16 protein-coding genes are annotated in these 20,286 nt (G+C 36.5%); 9 read left to right on the top strand and 7 right to left on the bottom strand.

Translation table 11 applies throughout. The features are described 5' to 3' along the window. Positions 1-63: 63 nt before the first annotated feature. Entirely contained in the window at positions 64-969 is a 906-nt protein-coding gene (locus tag RHP76_RS10625) for an AraC family transcriptional regulator (RefSeq protein WP_311230143.1), read from the bottom strand. Between the two features lie 123 nt (positions 970-1,092). Here RHP76_RS10625 and RHP76_RS10620 point away from each other — a divergent pair, with 123 nt between their 5' ends. Genes RHP76_RS10620 through RHP76_RS10610 form a run of 3 tightly spaced genes read left to right on the top strand, consistent with a single transcriptional unit; the run spans position 1,093 to position 6,271 of the window. Further along, entirely contained in the window at positions 1,093-2,322 is a 1,230-nt protein-coding gene (locus tag RHP76_RS10620; protein ID WP_062676222.1) for an MFS transporter, read from the top strand. Between the two features lie 2 nt (positions 2,323-2,324). Continuing rightward, positions 2,325-3,806 (top strand): trehalase family glycosidase, encoded by a 1,482-nt coding sequence (locus tag RHP76_RS10615; protein ID WP_311230142.1) that lies wholly within the window; start codon positions 2,325-2,327, stop codon positions 3,804-3,806. A 23-nt stretch (positions 3,807-3,829) separates the two neighbouring features. Then, positions 3,830-6,271, top strand: a complete 2,442-nt coding sequence (locus RHP76_RS10610) for a TonB-dependent receptor (RefSeq protein ID WP_280213869.1) — start codon at positions 3,830-3,832, stop codon at positions 6,269-6,271. Between the two features lie 365 nt (positions 6,272-6,636). On the opposite strand, the gene RHP76_RS10605 is transcribed toward RHP76_RS10610, so the two are convergent. Continuing rightward, complete coding sequence (locus tag RHP76_RS10605) at positions 6,637-7,275, bottom strand: MBL fold metallo-hydrolase (RefSeq protein WP_311230141.1); 639 nt, start codon at positions 7,273-7,275, stop codon at positions 6,637-6,639. A 70-nt stretch (positions 7,276-7,345) separates the two neighbouring features. Here RHP76_RS10605 and RHP76_RS10600 point away from each other — a divergent pair, with 70 nt between their 5' ends. After that, entirely contained in the window at positions 7,346-8,563 is a 1,218-nt protein-coding gene (locus RHP76_RS10600) for a type IX secretion system plug protein (protein WP_311230140.1), read from the top strand. Between the two features lie 353 nt (positions 8,564-8,916). Then, positions 8,917-10,869 carry a M4 family metallopeptidase gene (locus tag RHP76_RS10595; protein WP_123279192.1) on the top strand — a complete coding sequence of 651 codons (1,953 nt, stop codon included), beginning with the start codon at positions 8,917-8,919 and terminating at the stop codon, positions 10,867-10,869. A gap of 79 nt (positions 10,870-10,948) precedes the next feature. On the opposite strand, the gene hemH is transcribed toward RHP76_RS10595, so the two are convergent. From hemH to RHP76_RS10580, 3 genes are read right to left on the bottom strand one after another with little or no spacing between them, the layout of a single operon-like run. Continuing rightward, positions 10,949-11,977 (bottom strand): ferrochelatase, encoded by a 1,029-nt coding sequence (gene hemH / locus RHP76_RS10590; protein ID WP_062676217.1) that lies wholly within the window; start codon positions 11,975-11,977, stop codon positions 10,949-10,951. 15 nt (positions 11,978-11,992) lie between these two features. Then, positions 11,993-12,520: an NADPH-dependent FMN reductase gene (locus RHP76_RS10585; RefSeq protein ID WP_311230139.1), complete on the bottom strand. Its 528-nt coding sequence runs from the start codon at positions 12,518-12,520 to the stop codon at positions 11,993-11,995. 10 nt (positions 12,521-12,530) lie between these two features. Then, positions 12,531-13,409 carry a NifU family protein gene (locus RHP76_RS10580; RefSeq protein WP_062676215.1) on the bottom strand — a complete coding sequence of 293 codons (879 nt, stop codon included), beginning with the start codon at positions 13,407-13,409 and terminating at the stop codon, positions 12,531-12,533. Positions 13,410-13,565: 156 nt separating this feature from the next. Between RHP76_RS10580 and RHP76_RS10575 the strand changes: the two genes are divergently transcribed. Continuing rightward, a complete protein-coding gene (locus RHP76_RS10575; RefSeq protein ID WP_034694954.1) occupies positions 13,566-14,102 on the top strand; it encodes a gamma carbonic anhydrase family protein in 537 nt (178 codons plus the stop codon). A 179-nt stretch (positions 14,103-14,281) separates the two neighbouring features. Here RHP76_RS10575 and RHP76_RS10570 read toward each other — a convergent pair whose 3' ends face one another. Next, the gene (locus tag RHP76_RS10570) at positions 14,282-14,734 is read right to left on the bottom strand and encodes a hypothetical protein (RefSeq protein ID WP_311230138.1); all 453 of its coding nucleotides are present in this window, start codon (positions 14,732-14,734) and stop codon (positions 14,282-14,284) included. Positions 14,735-14,816: 82 nt separating this feature from the next. Here RHP76_RS10570 and RHP76_RS10565 point away from each other — a divergent pair, with 82 nt between their 5' ends. Continuing rightward, positions 14,817-16,943 carry a helix-turn-helix domain-containing protein gene (locus RHP76_RS10565; RefSeq protein ID WP_311230137.1) on the top strand — a complete coding sequence of 709 codons (2,127 nt, stop codon included), beginning with the start codon at positions 14,817-14,819 and terminating at the stop codon, positions 16,941-16,943. A gap of 36 nt (positions 16,944-16,979) precedes the next feature. On the opposite strand, the gene RHP76_RS10560 is transcribed toward RHP76_RS10565, so the two are convergent. After that, on the bottom strand, positions 16,980-17,828 hold the full coding sequence (locus RHP76_RS10560; protein WP_120232911.1) for a M12 family metallopeptidase: 849 nt from the start codon (positions 17,826-17,828) through the stop codon (positions 16,980-16,982). A 261-nt stretch (positions 17,829-18,089) separates the two neighbouring features. Between RHP76_RS10560 and RHP76_RS10555 the strand changes: the two genes are divergently transcribed. Further along, positions 18,090-19,094, top strand: a complete 1,005-nt coding sequence (locus tag RHP76_RS10555) for an LLM class flavin-dependent oxidoreductase (RefSeq protein ID WP_062676211.1) — start codon at positions 18,090-18,092, stop codon at positions 19,092-19,094. A gap of 68 nt (positions 19,095-19,162) precedes the next feature. Further along, on the top strand, positions 19,163-20,284 hold the full coding sequence (ribB, locus tag RHP76_RS10550) for a 3,4-dihydroxy-2-butanone-4-phosphate synthase (RefSeq protein ID WP_120232913.1): 1,122 nt from the start codon (positions 19,163-19,165) through the stop codon (positions 20,282-20,284). The last annotated feature ends 2 nt before the right edge of the window (positions 20,285-20,286 follow it).

The raw sequence follows: 20,286 nt of genomic DNA, 5'->3' as shown, positions 1-20,286 counted from the left end.
AATAACTTATGTAAGTTGCTTATCCTTACGGTTTACCATAAACAGATTTTTGATTACAAAAAATTAAAAGCTTACTTTGGCTTTGACCTCCTTTTCAACCTTCAGATCCACATTCACTTTATTATGAGAATAATTCCTGATGAACTCTGAAGGAGTCTTCCCCGTATATTTTTTAAACATCCTGTTAAAATAGGTCACATTATTAAAGCCACACTGGTAGCTGCATTCTGAAATAGATCTGTCCTGCGCCATCAGCAGACAGGCTTTATTAATTCTATAACGGTTCACAAACTCTGTAAACGTAATCTGAGTCGCTTTTTTAAAGAAATTACAGAAAGCTGGTAAAGTCAGGTTAGCTAGTTTTGCTACTTCTTCAATATCAATTTCCTTGTCGTAATGATGTTCTACATAGGTAAATATATTCTCAAGACGGGTTTTATTTTTAGAAATAATGGTGTAGGGCATGATTTCCTTGTTTAAAAGATCATAATCCTCACATTTTGAAAGTTCAAAAAGAATTTCAAGCAATAATAAATATCTTTTGTAGCCTTCAGATTCCAGCATCAGTTTCAGCCTGGGAAGCATTACCTTTTTTACTTTATGATGAAAATGAATCCCGTACTTTGAAAGTTCCAACAGGTTTTTAATAGATCTCGATTCTACTTCCTGCTCGGGAAACTGAAGGATTTCTTCTTTGAACTGAAGTACAATTTCTTCATGCGGATCAATAGAATTCAGACCGAATCCGGAGTGGGGAATATTGGACCCGATTAATACCAGATCTCCGTTCGTATAATTACTTTTATGATAACCCACGTGACGGGTTCCATTCCCGGAAATAACACATACCAGCTCAATTTCGGGATGATAATGATACTCCCATTTGAATTCTGAAATGGGAGAATTATTATGAATGGTGCGGAATGAGCTCTTTTCATTAGGGATTACCCTTTCAAAAGTAACTTTCATCTAATTAATCATATTTATTCACTAAAAATACTAAACATATTAATATAGTTCAAATATTGATTTACTGTGTTAAATTATCGTTAACAGAAATGCATCTATCTTAGCCAACAAGAAATCACCTGAATGAAAAATCTTAACATCAAGGCCGTTTTATTTTTAAACTATTTTGTCTTTGCCATTCTTCTGAATTCTGTAGGAACAGTCATTCTACAGGTACAGCAGAATTTTGGGATTTCAAAATCTTCGGCAAGCGTTCTGGAAGGCTTCAAAGATCTTCCAATCGCCATATGTTCTTTCATTCTGGCTTCATTTCTTCCGAAGATAGGAATCAAAAAATCAATGCTGATTGCTTTATTGCTGGTAAGCTGCATGTGTTTTGTAATGCCTTTTACCAATGACTTCTGGGTATTCAAATTATTATTTGCAACCGTAGGAGTTTCATTTGCATTAATCAAAATATCGGTTTTTACTTCTATTGGGTTGGTAACGGAAACAGATAAAGAACATTCCAGTTTTATGGGATTTCTGGAAGGGTTTTTCATGATCGGAGTACTGGCTGGAAATGTTTTATTCAGTTTATATATAGATGATCATAATCCGAAATCTACTGAATGGCTGAATGTGTATTGGGTGCTGGGAGGACTTTCAAGTTTGTCTTTTTTATTTTTATTCTTTTCAAAACTGAACGAACAGGAAGCTAAAAGTGATAAAACAGATCTCTTGGGAGATTTAAAAAATAGTGTAAGCTTATTCAGCTATAAAAAAGTATTATGTTTTTTATTATGCGCTTTCCTTTTTGTATTGGTAGAGCAGAGCTTTCAAACGTGGACGCCCACATTTTATAAAGAGATTTTAAAAGTGCCTACCTCTATGAGTATTCAGGCGGGAGCGGTTTTAGCGGGAGCTTTTGCTTTGGGAAGATTTTTATCAGGATTCTTCTCTAAAAAATTCAGCTGGATCTATGTAGTTTCTTTCTGTGTGGTAGGTTTTGCTATCAGTTTATTGCTGGTTTTGCCCCTGACCCATAATATTCATATTGATACAAATACAAACTGGTTGAATGCTCCTTTGGTCGTGTATTTATTTCCTTTGATGGGAGGTTTGCTGGCACCGATTTATCCAAGTATTAATTCTGTGATTCTGGCATCAATCCCTAAATATCTGCACAGTGCGATGTCAGGATTGATCGTTGTTTTCTCAGCAATCGGGGGAACGATAGGTTCTATCATTACCGGTTTTGTATTTCAGGAGTTCAGCGGGCAGCGGGCATTTTACCTTTCCCTGATTCCGCTTTCATTACTGATCACTTCGGCAGTGTTCATGAATAAATTAAAAATTAATCCTAAAAAATAACAATGAGTAATCAGCTTTATATAAACGAAATTCAAAGTCTGTTTGATAATGTACAGAGATCTGAAATTTTTGAGGATCAGAAAATGATGACGGATGCAGTTCCTCTTTTTCCCATTGCAAAGATCAATGAGGATTATGAACAATCCAAAAATACGGAAGGTTTTGATCTGAAAGATTTTGTGATGACTCATTTTGACTTTTTAGGAGCAAGAGTTTCTGTTCAGAGACAAGATCAGCTCCCTATTGGTGAACATATCGAAAAGTTGTGGGATGAACTCACCCGTACAGCATATGAAGAAAAAGGGACCCTTTTAAAATTGCCAAAGCCTTATATCGTTCCTGGTGGTCGTTTTAATGAGTTTTTCTATTGGGACAGTTATTTTATCATGCTAGGATTACAGGTTTCGGGAAGAGTAGAAATGATGGAAAACATTATTGAAAACTGTTCTTATCTGATCCAAAATATAGGATTTGTTCCGAATGCAAGCAGAACTCACTTCCTGAGCAGATCGCAGCCTCCTTACTTTTCATTAATGCTGGATCTTCTTTTCGAAACGACAGGAGACAAGGTGATTTATGTGAAATACCACGAAACACTGGAGAAAGAATATGCTTTCTGGATGAATGGGGAAGAAGGACTTGAAAACGGGTCCAGTGTAAAAAGAGTGGTAAAAACAACAGAGGGAGATATCCTGAACCGTTATTACGATGCAGAAAATACACCAAGGCCCGAAAGTTATCTGATCGATATTGAAGATCATGAGAAAGCTTCAGGTGATGAATTTTACAGAAATATAAGAAGCGCCTGTGAATCGGGTTGGGATTTTTCCAGCCGATGGTTTGCAGACGGAGAAAATATACAGACAATAGAAACGCTGAATCTTGCCCAGGTTGATTTGAACTGTCTTTTGTGGCATTTGGAAATGACTTTGGCGAAATCTTCAGCACTTCAGAATCTGAGTGAAAAAGAAAATTATTTTTCAGAAAGAGCAGCAAGCCGAAGACAGATGATCAATAACTATTTCTGGGATGGAAATACTAACAATTATAAAGATTATCACACTAAAAAAAACACAAAAACACCGTCTGAACATATTGCTGCTCTTTACCCTTTATTCCTTGAAATTGCAGATCAGGAGCAGGCTGAGGCAGTTGCTAAAGCTGTTGCTGAAAAGTTTCTTTACCAGGGTGGTCTTGTTACTACAACTAAAAACTCGGGTCAGCAGTGGGATCTTCCCAATGCGTGGGCTCCTTATCAATGGTTAGGATTTAAAGCAATGAAAAATTACGGCTTTGATGAGCTGGCAGAAAAAATTAAAAACAACTGGTGTTCCAATGTAGAAAGGGTCTACAAAAACACCGGAAAGCTGATGGAAAAATACAATGCATTAGACACAGAAACAATAGCAGGCGGAGGGGAATACCCTAATCAGGACGGATTCGGTTGGACCAATGGAGTGTATTTACAATTACAACAAAACTGAAACTAACAATAAAAAATAAGGCTATGAAAAAAAAATCGATCTTTTTAATCGCCGCAACAGCTACGTTATACTTTAATAATGCTTATGCCCAGGAAACACCGCAGGATTCTGCAAAAGTTTCTTCCATCGATCAGATTGTCATTACAGGAAACTCAAATCCAAAGAAAAAAATAGAATCCAGTACAGCAATTTCCACATTTAGCTCCAAAGAAATTCAGAAACAGAACCCGATCAGTGCTGCTGCTTTATTGCAAAGAGTTCCGGGATTTGCGGTGGAAACTTCAGGTGGGGAAGTAGGAAACAACCTTTTCGCAAGAGGAATTCCTTCTGCAGGAGCTTATGAATTTGTACAGGTACAGGAAGACGGTCTTCCGGTTTTCGAAGACGGAGCACTTCAGTTTGCCAATGCTGACAACTTTTTCCGTGTAGACAATTCTGTCAACCGTATGGAAGCGTTGAGAGGAGGGTCAGGTTCTATTTTTGCAACCAATTCACCTGGAGGTCTGATCAACTTTATTACCAGAGAAGGAACCAATGATTTCAGAGGTACGGCGAAACTTGAAACCAGTACCTACGGATTGATGCGTACCGATGTGAATGTAGGAGGCGCTTTGGTTCAGGATAAATTGTTTTTTAATGTCGGTGGTTTTTACAGAACAGATGACGGAATCAGAAAAACGGGTTTCAAAGCCAATAATGGGGGGCAAATCAGAATGAATCTGAAATATGTGTTTGATAAAGGCTATGTAAAAGTATATTACAAAAAACTGGATGACAGAAATACATTCTTCCTTCCGATTCCTTTAATCCAGAACGGAAATAAACTGAAAGGATTCCAGGGATTTGATCCTAATTACGGAACATATAGTTACAGAGCCATCAGCCAGCTGAATATTCCACAGGCCGGAGGTGGATTTTTCAACAGAAATCTTGAAGATGGAATCCATCCGAAAGTTGATGTATTGGGTGCAGAGTTTAAATATGATCTTGGAAATAATTTCAGTGTTTTAAACAAAACGAGATACACCAATATCAATATGAATTATACGGGGATTTTTCCGGCAGGAGGTCCAAAGCTAGCTTCTAAATATGCTACTGATGCCGTGAAAGATGGTGGGCTTGGAATGAGCAATTATCAGTATTCTCTCGTAAGCAACGGAGCTGTTGTTAATCCTGAGTATGTACAAAAATTAGGATTCTGGGCAATCGACAAACAGATGAATAATTTTGTGAATGATTTACAATTCAGTTATAAATTTGACAAAGGAAATGTTACGGCTGGTTTTTATAAATCCAACTGGAAATCTCAGCAATACTGGAACTGGAGTAATGTTCTGGCAACTGCTACAGATAGACCTGAACTTTTAAATCTGGTAAACCCGTCTATGAGCCCGTCTGATGATGGATATTCTAAAACCTACAATGGTGTTATGGATATGACATTTTTACAAAGAAGAACTCAGACTCAGGGAAGTTTGAATGATCTTTATGTAAACTTAGACTATAACATTACCGATGCTTTAAGTGTAAATGGAGGCCTTCGTTACAGCCATGATTATTATAAAGGAAATTTTGCCAATACCACCACTTCTAATTTAAATAATTCTGGATTAACAACTGATGGAACTCATGGTTTCAACACGACGACGGCTGATGATAATATGAGTGTATTGGGAAATAAATACACCTATTGGAACTTTAATGTGGATAAAGTTTCCTTTACATTAGCTGCCAATTATAAAATCAACAGAGAGAATGCGGTGTATGCTCGTTTCTCCAACGGTTTCAGATCTCCGAATGAAGAAGCTTATTACAACTATTTCTCCACTCCAAACCCTGATAAACCTTTAAAATCAGTAACCACCAATCAGTTAGAAGTAGGATATAAATATTACTCGCGTACCTTTGACATAGCGGTGATTCCATTCTATTCTACCTTGAATAATCTTTCATTTACAGATATCTTCTCTGATGGAAAATCTGAAAATACTTTTGCGAATACACAAAACTATGGAGTTGAATTTGAAGGATATGCCCGTTTATTCAATAATATTTTAGAAGTTGCATTCAATGGAACCGTTCAAAGCCCGAAATATAAAAACCTTGAAGCCGGAAGTGTACTTGAAGGAAATGTGGTAAGAAGAATGCCAAAGTTTTATTTTAATATCTCACCGGCGGTGAACATTACCAAGTCATGGAGAGCCTATGTAAGTATGAATTATTATGGAAAACGTTTCCAGGATGAGAAAAATGTACAGACCCTACCTTCTTTTACAGAATTTGGAGCGGGAATGTCTTACCAGTTAGGAAGAATACGTTTTGCAGTCGATGGTACCAATATCTTTAACACTATTGGTATTACAGAAGGAGACCCAAGAGCCGGATCACCGAATGGAGACGGAATCATCATGGCCAGACCTATCATGGGAGCTGCTGCCAGAGCATCAATCACACTGGATTTCTAGACTCTATTTCTTAATAAAAACAAAACCGTCAGAATTTCTGACGGTTTTGTTTTTATTACTAGTACTGTCTGATAAAGAGGATAGATATATTGAAAACAATATTTACGTCATAGATTAACAGGTCGCTCCTGCGGAGCTCTATTTTACCGGTGCCTCATTTTTTCTACTAACAGTTGATCCCGATGGGATCAAATACAGCTCCAATAGAAGCTAACTGTTAATGCACGGATTTGTTTTAAAATTATAGCTCCGTAGAGCGACCTGTTAATTATGTTTAAATTTAATCGGACAAAATGATTTTTATATAAGTATCAGACTTAAGTTTTGATTTCAGGCGTTGGTACAATTCAATCCCTCAAACCTTTTTACTTTAAAAACGGATTATACTGTTTCTCAAAACCAATCGATGTAGGATTTCCATGTCCTGAGAAAACCTGGGTATCATTATCCAGAATGAAAAGTTTTGATTTAATTCCTTCAATCAGCTGATCATAATTTCCTTTATACAGATCTGTTCTTCCTATACTTCCTTCAAAAAGAACATCACCGGAAATCATGAATTTCTGATTTTCATTATGATAAACAACACTTCCTGGAGAATGTCCCGGAACATGATATATTTTGAATTTTTCTCCATCCAGATCAAGTTCATCACCTTCCTTTATATATTCTACATTCACTTTTACAGGATTGATCTGCATTCCGAATCTCATCCCGCTTGCCTGAAGCATATCCAGTACTTCCTGGTCTTCCTGATGCATATTCACAGGTACCTTAAATTTATCAAAAGCCCATTGAAGTCCCAATACATGATCAATATGAGCATGGGTCAGGAGTATTTTCCGAATCTTCAGTCCTTTTTCAGTAATGAAGTTATCAATAGCCTGAGTTTCCTGAGCATTCATATTTCCCGGATCAATTAACCAGGCATTTTTATTTTTGTTATAAAGGATATAAGTATTTTCGCTCGCAAAGTTGAATACGAAACCTTGAATCTGAAGCATATCTGAATATTTTTTATTCAAAAATACGATATTATTAAGAAAATGGCTATTTTTCGTTATCTTCGTCATAATGAAAACTTTGCGAATACTCTTACTTTCTTTGGGCGGACTGGTTTTGGGACAAAATATCCAAAGTATTCAGCTGTTCAATCCTCAGACCAATGATGAGACTCCGGTCATTAAGATAGGCGAACAACTGGTTCTGGGCTTTGATGATCTTACGAATGGCAGTCAGATCTATAGATACACATTCAAACATTATGACAGAAACTGGAATGAAGATAATCTGTTTTTTACAGAATTTGCTACCGGAAGTATGAATGCACTGCTGGATCAGTTTCAATATTCTTTCAATACGTTACAGGCGTATACCCACTATAAACTTGTTTTCCCGAATGATAAAATCCAACTGAAAGTCTCCGGGAATTATGAACTGATTGTCTACAAAGATTCGGCAGACCAGCCTCTGTTCAAAAAACGATTTTATCTTGTGGAAGATGTAACATCCGTGGGCTTAAATATTTCAAGATTTGCAGACGCAAAAAATCCAAATCTTAATCAGAGGGTAGAAGTGAATGTTTCGCCGAAAGGCGGAGATATTTCTTCCAATGTTAATTCAATTACCATGAATGTGATGCAGAATAACAACCCGAATATGGTGATATCCAATCTTAAACCGAGCAGTGTTTTAGGAAATCAGGTTTTGTTCCAGCAGATGAATCTTACGTTCCCGGGAGATAATGAGTTTTATTATTTTGATAATAAAAATATGAATATGGCCGCGGATATGGTGCGTGCTACCGAAATAAAAGATGATGTCAACCAGACGTATCTGCATCCGGTATGGGCATTTCCTTTAAACTATCAGTACCAACCCGATGTCAATGGAGCATGGTATTACAGAAGGAACGACTTAGGAAGAGAGAGAGATGCAGAAAGAGAAGCGGATTATTCTTGGGTACATTTCTACCTGGATTCCGATCCTGTGGATAAAGAAATTTATGTGTTGGGAGGATTTAATAATTTTAAACCCAGTAAGGAAAATCAAATGCAGTATAATGCTTCTACCAAACAATATGTGGCAAAAATATTCCTTAAACAAGGTTTTTATAACTATGTTTTGGTAACAAAAGATGGAAACGGTTTGAATTTTGGAGAAGTAAACGGTAACTTCTGGCAGACAGAAAATCTTTATCAGGCGTTTCTTTATTATGCACCATTTGGAAGAAATTATGATGGGTTAATGGGATATGGAGAATTCAGAACACCCATTGCGAATAAACGTTAAGTAATTATAATTTAAAATATACATAAAAAATAGGGCTGTCTCTTAAGATAGTCCTATTTTTTTGTCCTTATTGAAAGAATTACTCTCTCAAATCTCATATTATGACTAATTTTCTTATAATATAATGCACTGCATAGTGAAAAATATTAATTCACAAAATTTTGATTTTAATTAATTTTTTTAACATGAAATTAACATTGTGGAAAAATTATATTTAAATAATTTTCTTTTTTTTAAAATCATTATTGTGTTTTATTTATTGATTTATAATATCAATTGAATTTTACTCATTGTTTTTGTTGTTTTATTGTGAAAAGTTTATAAATTCGTTACCACAATCAACCAATATTAATATGAAAACTAAATTTATCTTAGTGGCAAGCGTTGCTGCCTGCTCTTTTGTGTTTGGACAAAACACTCCATCGAAATTAGTTCCGGGTAAAAGCGGACTACATGCTGAATTTATGAGATTTGAAAAAAATGCACCTGCGTATCAGGGAACTCCTGTTTTATTTGACGAAGCTTCTCAGAGACTTTCTCCGGGACAAGCTCGCAAACTGGGGCTGGAAAAAGATGCATTGGGTTTTGAAACTCAAAGATTTCAACAGACCGTTAATGATATTCCTGTAGAATACGGAATGATGGCTGTTCAGACAAAAGACGGTAAAATTGTAGGACAGTCCGGAAAATGGGTTGTTAAAGTTCCGAAAGGGCTTGACAAAAGTGCCGGTCTTGCTGAAAATGCAGCATTGCAGAGTGCTTTATCCTTCGTAGGTGCTGACGCCTATAAATGGAAAAATAAAGAAGAGGAAGATTTTCTTAAAAAAGAAACAGGCGATCCCAATGCAAGCTATGCTCCTAAAGGTGAATTAGTATATTATTCAGATCCTGATGATGATAAGCTGAATGATTTAAGGCTGGCATATAAATTTGATATCTATGCGGAGAAGCCATTAAGCAGACAATATGTTTTTGTAGATGCTAAAAATGGAAAAGTATTAGGAGTAGATGCAATCATTCATGAAGTAAATACCCCGGGAACAGCAGTTACCGGATATAGCGGAACACGTAGCATCACCACAGATTCTTATAACGGAAGCTATCGCTTAAGAGAAACCGGAAGAAATGCAGGAACTTCAGTAGAAACGTACAACCTGAAAAAAGGAACCAGCTATGCTTCTGCAGTAGACTTCACAGATACAGATAATAACTGGAATAATGTGAACACCAATAAAGACCAATATGCTACCGATGCGCATTGGGGAGCAGAAATGACAGTGGATTATTTCTATACAAAATATGGACGTAAGAGTATTGATAATAATAATTTTGCTATTAAATCTTATGTTCACTATTCTACAAACTATTTCAATGCATTTTGGGATGGTTCCAGAATGACTTATGGTGATGGAAGTTCAACAACAAATGGTGGAAAACCTTTGACAGCAATAGATGTATGTGGTCATGAGATTACACACGGATTGACTTCTAAAACAGCTAATCTTGCTTATCAGAGAGAATCCGGAGCATTGAATGAAGGTTTCTCAGATATCTTCGGAAATACCATTGAGCGTTGGGCAAGACCTACACAGGCAAGCTGGACACTGGGGGAGGATTTCAACTACGTGATCAGAAATATGGCGAATCCAAATGCTTATAGCCAGCCGGATACCTATATGGGAACCTACTGGAAAACTACTACCACTTCCGGTTGTGTTACACCAAGCCAGTCTAATGATTATTGTGGAGTTCATACCAATTCAGGTGTCCTTAACTTCTGGTATTATCTGCTGGTTACAGGAGGTTCTGGTACAAATGACAAAGGTTTTGCCTATAATGTTTCAGGAATTGGTCTGGATAAAGCCGGAGCAATTGCTTACAGAACATTAACGACTTATCTTACTTCTTCTTCTACCTATGCAAATGCAAGAACCTATTCTCTTCAGGCAGCAGCAGATCTGTATGGAGCAGGCAGTAATGAAGTAACCCAGGTTACCAATGCATGGAATGCTGTAGGCGTAGGTGGTGGAACTTCTCCGGCAGGAAAAGTGGCAGCCGCAGATACAGCTCTGTACACCATAAGTCCAAATCCTGCAACAGACAGATTTACCATCAATTTTGAAGGGAAAGCTGGAAAAGGAATTGTAGAACTGGTAAGCCTTACAGGTAAGAAAGAAATTTCTGAGAAAGTAGAAATGACTGATGGAGCCAATAAGCTTAACATCCAATTGCCTTCCAATATTCTTCCGGGAGTATATATTGTATTGGTAAACGGAGAGAAAGCAGGAAACCTTATTAAAAAATAGCACCAAACTTTTTAATATATTCAACAAAAAGGCCGCAAGTTAATTCTTGCGGCCTTTTGTATATTTTTAACTAAAAGAATTAAACTAAATAAAAATCATTCAGTTTTTCTTCACAAAGTATTTTTACCACTTCAATCCATCGATCTTCGTCATTCAGACATGGAATATAATGGAAGTTTTCACCGCCGCCATGCATAAACTGTTCTTTTCCTTCTACTGAAATCTCTTCCAGGGTCTCAAGGCAGTCGGAAACAAATGCCGGACATACAACAGCCAGGTTTTTTATTCCCTTTTTACCAATGGTTTCCAGGGTTTCGTCTGTATATGGTTCAATCCACTTGTCTTTTCCTAATCTTGACTGGAATGAAACAATCGTTTTTTCTTTAGGTAAATTCAATTTATCAATGACAAGCTGTGTCGTTTTATAACATTGATGACGATAGCAAAACTGATGACTTGGATTATCTTCCCTGGAACAACAGTCGTTAAGGTTACAGGTCTTGGTGGGATCTGTCTTATAAATATGTCTTTCCGGAACTCCGTGGTAAGAAAACTGCAAGGCATCAAAATTTTCAGGAAGCTTTTCTTTAATACTTTCTGCAAGGCAGTTGATATAAATATCCCTGTTGTAGAAAGGCTGAATATAATTGATCTTTATAGTTGGAAAATTCTTTTTTCTCACTTCTTCCGCCTTTTCAATCACGGTTTCCGTGGTACTCATTGCATATTGAGGATATAATGGAAAAAGAACAATTTCAGTGACTCCCTGATCAACCAGTTTCTGGATACCAGCTTCAATGCTTGGTTGCGCATATCTCATTCCGATTTCCACAGGAACATCTACCACTTTCTGAAGTTTTTTCTGAATTTGTTTAGTAATAACAATCAGCGGAGAACCTTCATCTGTCCAAACCGTTTTATAGGCTTCAGCAGATTTTGCAGGTCTTGTTTTCAGAATGATTCCCTGTACAAGAAGTGCACGAAAGATCCAACGGTAATCAATCACCCTTTCATCCATCAGAAATTCATCAAGATATTCCTTTACGTCGTTTACAGAAGTTGATCTCGGTGATCCGAGGTTGACTAGTAAAATTCCTTTCTTATTCAATATTCTAAATTTTAATTATGAAACAGAACTTATAAAATCTGTTACTAATTTTGATAATTTGACAAAGGTATTACTTTCCAGTAAGCCATTGCCGTCAAATTTACCTTTTATCCCTTTTATTAATGCCTGATGTTTATCATCTGTTACAGCTCCAAGAGTTTTTAAAATTAATAATAACTCTTCGTGACCTCTTTCTCCACTGGCAGAAGCGGTAATCACAGCAACTGGTTTTTCTGAAAATACAGTTGTAGAAACACACCACTCCAAAAGATTTTTCAATCTGCCCGGGATACTGAAAATATATTCTGGTGTGGAAAATATAACACCTGAAGCGTTTTTAATATCTTCTCTGATTTTCAGAACTTCTTCCGGAGTATGATCATCCGTTAATGCCGTATCAAAATGTGGAAGAACAGAAAGATCAGTATACATCTGAAAATCTGTAGTTCCCATATTTTGCAGCACCTGTTCCAGCAGTTTCTGATTGCTTGAATTTGCCGAAGCACTTCCTATAATCACCAAAATTTTCTTTCCGGGAGGCATTTCGGCAGTTTTATCCGTTTACAGCTTCCACTCTTTCTACTAAGTCCGGAACGAATTGTTTTAAAATATTTTCAATTCCGTTTTTCAAAGTAGCTGTAGAACTCGGGCAGCCGGAGCATGCACCCTGTAGTAGCATTTTTGCCGTTTTATTTTCCTGATCGTATTCCATCAGAGAAATTTTTCCCCCATCATTTTCTACAGCAGGAGCTACATATTCATTTAAAATGTCAGAAATTTTCTGCTCATCTTCAGTATAATCTCTGTTGATAATTTTCTCAACAGGGTTTTCATGTTTCTGAGGTTCTATTTTTGAAATTTCACCTCCGTTCTGAAGATATTCAGCGATAAGTGCACGAACAGTCATCATTACCTGGTGCCATTCAACTGAATTATCTCTTGTAACCGCTACAAAATTGTCCGAAATGAAAACTTCTGTTGCAAAATCAAACTCTTTAAAAATAGCCTGTGCTAAAGGAACTTCTTCAGCCGCTTCTTTCGATTTTACTTCCACAAAACCATCCATCAGTAGTTTGCTCGAAACAAACTTCATTACATTTGGATTCGGAGTCATTTCAGCATAGATCTGATACATTTCTTTTTTCTTTTGAAGATAAATTCTAGGGTTAGCCAGTAATTCATCCTCAATTACATTTTTCAGACTTTCAGCGACATGTTCCCATTCTATGGTATCCTGTTTTGCTACTGCTACAAAATTAGCGGTAATGAAAACTCTTTCCACAAAAGGATAATTGAAAAGTTCCTGTGCCAGAGGAATTTCCGAAATATCTGAATTTCTGTCCAGTTCTAAAGACCCCGGGATGAGATTGTAATCTGCTACAAATTTCATCACTTTTGGGTTTTCAGTTGGTTCTATAAGTACGGTACGCATTTTTTCGTTAAATTTGAGATACAAAAATACGCATTAGAAGTTAGAAGCTGAAAATTGAGAGTTAGATTTTTGCTATCACTGTAATTTAGAAGTTAGATATCAGAAAAGATAGTGTAATTTTCAATTGGGCACATTTTTACATTTCAAATAAATATTATGGCACTAATAAAACAGCTTTTAGGAAAAGCACCACAGATCGGAGAGAATACTTTCTTAGCAGAAACAGCAACTATTATTGGCGATGTTACAATGGGAAAAGACTGCAGTGTCTGGTATAATGCAGTGATCAGAGGTGATGTTCACTATATCAAAATGGGTGACAAAGTGAATGTTCAGGACAATGCAATGCTGCACTGTACGTATCAGAAATATCCTTTGAATATCGGGAACAATGTTTCCATAGGACATAACGCGATTGTTCATGGATGTACCATTAAAGATAATGTACTGATCGGAATGGGAGCTATTGTGATGGATGATTGTCTGGTAGAAGAAAACTCCATTGTAGGAGCAGGTTCTGTAGTGACTCAGGGAACGCACATTAAATCCGGAGAAGTCTGGGGAGGAGTTCCTGCAAGAAAAATAAAAGATATCAATGCTCAGTTACTGGAAGGAGAAGTGAACAGAATTGCAGATAACTATGTGAAATATTCATCATGGTATAAGGAGAATGTGAAGGATCATCAATTTTAGAATGTCAAGTGAATAGTGAATAATGAATAGTCAATTCGCTGTGCTTGTCAATTTTTGCGATCAGAATTCACCATTCACTTGTGAAGCAAAATTCACCATTGATCTATTTAAAAATAAATATAAAAGCTCTGTTCTGAAACAGAGCTTTTTCGATTTGATATAGAACCTTTGCTTTATTGTTAATTATTATCCGGTGTAATAAGTCTGATCTTGCCATTGACACATTTGAGTGATGTAGGTGGCTCGATCATCATACAGTCAGACGTAATATTATACTTTTCATTAAAAGCTTTCACTTTATCCGTATACTCATTCACCCTTGGTAAGAAAGTCGCTTCTATTTTCTTAGGGTAGGCAATGTATTGCTGAGGTCCACCGCAGGCTTTTGATCCCATAGGAGCAAATGCCCATTGGCTGGCATCCGTACATTTTTCTCCTGATACTTCAGATTCAATAGAAGCTTTTAATCTATCCAGCTGTGCCTGTTCATATTTCTGACTGTCTTCGTCAGCAGGTCTGTCTGCAATATCAACAGGAAGATTGGTATTGGCACTCTTTGATGTATTACACGAAACTAAAGTTAATGTAGTACACAATACTATTGCCGGGATATTAAAGAATAATTTTTTCACAATAAACTTTTTTCTTTTTAAGAATTTTCAAAACTTATGCCAAGGTAAGAAATTCAAATTCATTTCCGTATTTTTGACGAAGATGAATAATCATTTTTTTGACTTAATAGAATATACGAACAGAAGCGTTTTTTTAACCGGGAAAGCCGGAACAGGAAAGACGACATTTCTTAATGATTTTGTAAGGCGTACAAAGAAAAAGCATATTGTAGTGGCTCCCACGGGAATTGCTGCCATTAATGCAGGTGGAGTTACAATCCATTCCATGTTTGGGCTGCCGTTGAGAACCTTTCTTCCTACTACAGAAAGGATAGATACCAGTTTGGCTAATAATATTGCCGATCTGATGCCTCATTTCAAATACCGTAAAGATAAGCTGAAGCTTCTGAGAGAGGTTGAAATCATTATTATTGATGAGGTTTCAATGTTGAGGGCTGATGTTCTGGATATGATGGATTTTTCTTTGAGATTTATAAGAAGGAATAATCAGAGATTTGGAGGGGTACAGATGCTCTTTATCGGGGATTTGTTTCAGCTTCCTCCGGTGGTAAGGGATGAGCATATCCTGAAAATGTATTACAATTCACCCTTCTTTTTTGACAGCCATGCCATTAAAGAAATTCCAATCGTCACTATTGAGCTGACAAAGGTATACAGACAATCTGACGAAGAGTTTCTGGAAATTCTGAATGCAATCCGTGACGGCGATGTGGATAATATAGACTTTAATCATCTCAATGAAAGGTATGATCCTGACTTTGATATGGGAAAAGAATCCTATGTATATCTGTGTTCTCACAACAAAATGGCAGATGAAATCAATCAGGAAAAACTGGCAGAAATAAAAGTTGATCCTCAGGTGTATGAAGCTAAGCTGGTAGGGGATTTTAAAGAAAATCAATTTCCGAACGAACAGTTTTTAGAACTGAAAATAGGAGCTCAGATCATGTTTATCCGAAATGATATTTCCGGTGAGAAGAAATATTTTAACGGAAAGCTGGGCGAGATCATCGGATTGGATGAAAATGAAATCCGTGTTGTACTGGATGAAAGTGAAAGAGAAATTGTTGTCAAAAGAGAAACCTGGGAACAGAAGAAATATTTTCTTGATACTGATAAAAATATCCAGGAAGAAGTGTTGGGAAGTTTCGAGCAGTTTCCTATCAAATTAGCATGGGCGGTTACGATTCATAAAAGTCAGGGATTAACGTTTGATAAAGTGATTATTGATGCCGGAAAGAGTTTTACTGCCGGTCAGGTCTATGTAGCTTTATCCCGTTGCAGAACTTTGGAAGGAATTGTTTTAAAATCAAAAATTACCCCTGAAGTTATTTTCAAGGATAACAGAATTTTGCATTTCCACACAGATACGATTGCTAATGACCATGTAGAAGCTATTTTAAATCAGGAAAAATATGATTACAGCATCAGAAAAGTATTGCGTACGTTAGACTGTACATGGTTTTTAAAGGAAGTGGAGGAGTGGAATAACCTTTCCATTGTCACCAAGAATATAGACCACGTCAAAACCAAACAGCTTTATCTTCAGTTAAAACATGAAGCAGTAAATCTTGGAAAAATCTTTGAGAAACTGGAACGTATTATTTTTCAGAAAGTAAATAGTTTTATTGAACAGAAAGAAGAATGGTCCGAGATTGAAAGCAAATCAAAAGGTGCGGTTAATTTCTTTTTTACAGAAACCAGAAATAAGATTTTCGATCCTTTGAAAGAATTTTATGCTGAAATAAAAGGAGCGAAAGGTTTAAAACAATATAACGAAGAATTTAAAAGCTGGCTGGAAGACATTGAAGAATATCTGAACAGTCTGAAAGATATTCACTTACTTGAAACTAAACTTTTAGATGAAAAGAATGATAAGGAAATCAATCTGAAAATTGCTAAAGTTCCGTCACAGGTTTTAACTTTCCAGCTGTTTGAGCAGGGAAAAACGATCGGAGAAATTGCCTTGGAAAGAGGGCTGGTGAAAGAAACCGTTATTGGGCATCTTGCCAAATTTGCCGAACAAGGCTTGCTGGATATTTCCCGAGTCATTACTTCGGATAAAATTAAGGCTTTTGAAGATGAATTCTATAAAAATCCACATGAAACATTAACCGAGTGGAAGAATGCACTGCCAAGCCATTTTGAATTTAACGAAATCAGGATTTTAATCAATCATTATAATTATAAAAAAGAAAAGAACTCATAAGAGTTCTTTTTTTATGGAGAGACGATTCTTAAAAATTTAAGGATACATCGCATTGATGGTATTGATATCTCCGGTAGTAAATCCGGTTCTGTTATAAGTAAAATTGCTGTTATCAGCTCTGGTAATTGTTGGTAACCCATTTTTAGAATAAGAGGTTGGCCAATACATCATCACAGAATTAATATTAAACGGGCCTATATCTGTTCCGGAATTATAGATGTTGAAATTATAAGATTGTCCATTTTGAATATTGTTCCACAGAATCTTTACATATTGATCTCTGTCTTTACGCGTATGTTCATGATAAAGTCCTACCGTATGCCCCATTTCATGAATCACTGAACCTACAGAAATGTACTGATCCAAAGAAATGGTTTGTTTTCCACCCTGATATCCGATATGAGCCCAGCCATCAGATCCTGATGAGCTTCCGAAAATAAATTCCACATAATTAGCCTGGTTGGTACGGTAGATCCACTGTGTATTCGTTTTATTATTGTACTCGCTGATGGCAGAGTTGATTTTGTTAACATTGATGGAACCCATATTGCCAGCAATAGTATAATAAATTTTACCATTCGGCCATCTTGAATAGCTTGCACCGCCTTTATTAACTTCATTACCTTCTGATAATTGTTTGTCGGTAAGAACAATATCTCCCTGGAAAAAATTCATTCCGTTTTTTCTTTCATAGGTAATTTCCTGGCCGTTCAATTGTCCTTTTTTTACATTGTCTGCATTGAAGGCATTGGTTTGAGCTTCAGAAGTAATTTCTTCATTGTTTTTGCTACAAGACGAAAATATTGCAGCAATAAGAAAACTCATAAAGACAGTTTTTCCTGTCAACATCTGCTTATAAAACAGGCTGTTTGTTTTTTTGTTCATATTAAAGTTTTTAAAAATTTGGTATACGAATATAATAAATATGTCTCTTTTTGTTGAATTATTTTCGTTAAAATATGTTTTTTAATATGATTATTTAATTTTAAGATCACATAGGTAAAACGATGTAAGCAAAATTTTCATTCCAATAGTTTTTCCCTGTACTGATCAATTGTTTTTATTAATTACAAAAAGTAACTAATGCAGTTTTTATGTTTTAAATTTGCCTTGTTTTTCAGATTAAAGAAAAATTAACATCATAACATGAAAAATTTTGAAATTTCTGTTTTAGATCTTGCCCCGGTAAAGCAAGGTAAAAGCATTCATGATACTTTTCAGGACAGCTTATCACTAGCTAATCACGCTGAAAATTTAAATTATAAAAGATTCTGGCTGGCAGAACACCACAATATGGAAAGTATTGCAAGCTCTGCAACTTCTGTTTTAATTGGTTTCATTGCCAATGGAACGAAAACTATAAGAGTAGGTTCAGGAGGAATTATGCTTCCTAACCACAGTTCTCTGATCATTGCAGAACAGTTTGGTACTCTGGAATCTCTGTTTCCGGGAAGAATTGACCTTGGATTAGGAAGAGCTCCGGGAACAGATGGCTTAACAGCACAAGCGTTGGGAAGGAATCCAGCCATCATCAATGAACAGTTTCCAAGACAGATCCTCGAACTTCAAAGATATTTTTCAAAAGAAAATTCAGAGGCGATGGTTCGTGCCATTCCGGGAGAAGGATTGGATATTCCGCTATATATTCTGGGGTCAAGTACAGACAGTGCATGGCTGGCTGCAGAACTAGGGCTGCCTTATGCATTTGCGGGACATTTTGCACCTGAGCAGATGGAAATGGCTTTTAAAATATACAGAGAACATTTCGAACCGTCAAAATATCTGGATAAACCTTATATCATTGCGTGTGTAAATGGGGTAGCGGCTGAAACTTCTGAGGAAGCTCATAAAATTTCCACCACTTTATTCCAGGCATTCATCAATATTGTAAGAAACGACAGAAAACCTTTTGCTCCACCCGTGGATGATATGGATGAAATCTGGTCGCCAATGGAAAAATCTATGGTTTTACAGAAACTGAGATATACTTTTATCGGAGATAAGGCTGAAGTTCAGGAAAAGCTTAAAGATTTCCAGGAAAGATTCCAGGTGGATGAACTGATGATCAATTCACATATCTACGATCATCAGAAAAGATTGAGATCTTACGAGATTTTCAGAGAGGCTGCAGACTCTTTATCCAAAGCGTAATAAACCATACATAATTAATTGGCAGATGCTTATTTTTATGAGTATCTTTGCACAAATAAAAAGTAAAAATGTCCGATATTAAATTAAATACTATTCCAGAGGCTATCGAAGACCTTAGAAATGGTAAAATAATCATAGTAGTAGATGATGAAGACAGAGAAAATGAAGGTGATTTTCTTTGCGCGGCAGAACTGACAACGCCGGAAATTATCAATTTTATGGCTCTTCACGGAAGAGGGCTGATCTGTATGCCGCTTCCTGAAAAAAGATGTGATGAGCTTGGACTTGAAGTGATGGTAAGCAGAAGCAGCGATCCTAAGGAGACTGCTTTCACCGTATCAGTTGACCTTCTGGGTAACGGAACATCTACCGGAATTTCTGCAAGTGACAGAGCAAAAACAATTTTAGCATTGATGGATGAAAAATCCAAGCCTACAGATTTTATGAGACCTGGCCACATTTTCCCGCTTCGCGCAAGAAAAGGAGGAGTATTGAAAAGAGCCGGACATACTGAAGCGGCCATCGATCTTACGAATTTAGCAGGGTTAAAAGAAGGAGGTGTGATCTGCGAGATCATGAATGAAGATGGTACAATGTCACGTCTTCCTGAACTTCATGCGTTTGCTCAAAAACATGATATGAAGATCGTTTCTATTGAAGATCTTATCCACTATCAGCTTAAAAAAGGAAATCTGGTAGAAAGACTTGAAGAGAAAAAAGTAAAAACGCACTACGGTGATTTTGATTTTTATGCTTTCAGAGAAACTTCCAATGACCAGATCCACTTTGCATTGACAAAAGGAGCTTGGACAGTAGATGAGCCTGTTTTGGTAAGAGTACAGTCTTCAGATTCTTATTTTGATGTATTGACCAGACTGAACAACGGTGAAAAACCATTGTTGGAAAAGGTCACAGGTATGGTGAATGAAGCTGGAAAAGGAGCTATTATTTTTATCAACAACGTTTCCAACTCTGAAAATACATTGAGAAAACTTCAACAGTTCCTGAACTATCAGGATGGTCAGGAGCAGCATCCTACATTAGCGTACAATTACAGAGATTATGGAATCGGAACGCAGATCTTAAAGAATTTAGGAATCAACAAGTTTAAAGTAATCACTCAAAATCCTAATATCAAACCTCAGGTTGGAGGATATGATGTGGAGGTTACTGAGATGGTACAGCTATAGAA

It is taken from the genome of Chryseobacterium sp. SG20098 (assembly GCF_031844745.1).
GTDB lineage: Bacteria > Bacteroidota > Bacteroidia > Flavobacteriales > Weeksellaceae > Chryseobacterium > Chryseobacterium cucumeris.
The sequence above is the reverse complement of the archived record's forward strand: the minus strand, read 5'-3'. Positions and strand labels throughout refer to the sequence as shown.